The 278-nt window shown below is 55.4% G+C and carries 1 protein-coding gene; it reads left to right on the top strand.

Annotated features, from left to right (window positions below; all coding sequences use genetic code 11):
* On the top strand, window positions 1-278 hold a 278-nt coding region (locus EN851_RS36085; protein WP_145972403.1), incomplete at both ends, for an AAA family ATPase.

Here is a 278-nt window from a genome sequence, read left to right as displayed (position 1 = left end):
CGAAGAAAAACCTACGGCGCGATGACGGCCGAATCCTGTTCGTGACCGGCGAAAGCGGCGCAGGAAAGACCACTTTGGTGGATCGGATGCTTGAGGAAAACCCCACGCTAGCTCCGATCCAGAAATCGTATGGGACCATCGAACCCGTGATCTCACTCACGCTGATGGGGCCGTCGACCCTCAAGTTCCTGGGTTTGAATATCCTGCAAAAAGCTGGATACAAGATCACCCGCAAGTACGAACAGGGCGAAGTGTGGGACATCCTTCCCGAGCAGTTG

Origin of the sequence: Mesorhizobium sp. M8A.F.Ca.ET.208.01.1.1 (assembly GCF_004791315.1) — a bacterium.
GTDB lineage: Bacteria > Pseudomonadota > Alphaproteobacteria > Rhizobiales > Rhizobiaceae > Mesorhizobium.
Note: the sequence above shows the minus strand (reverse complement) of the source record. Positions and strands in the feature narration are given on the sequence as shown.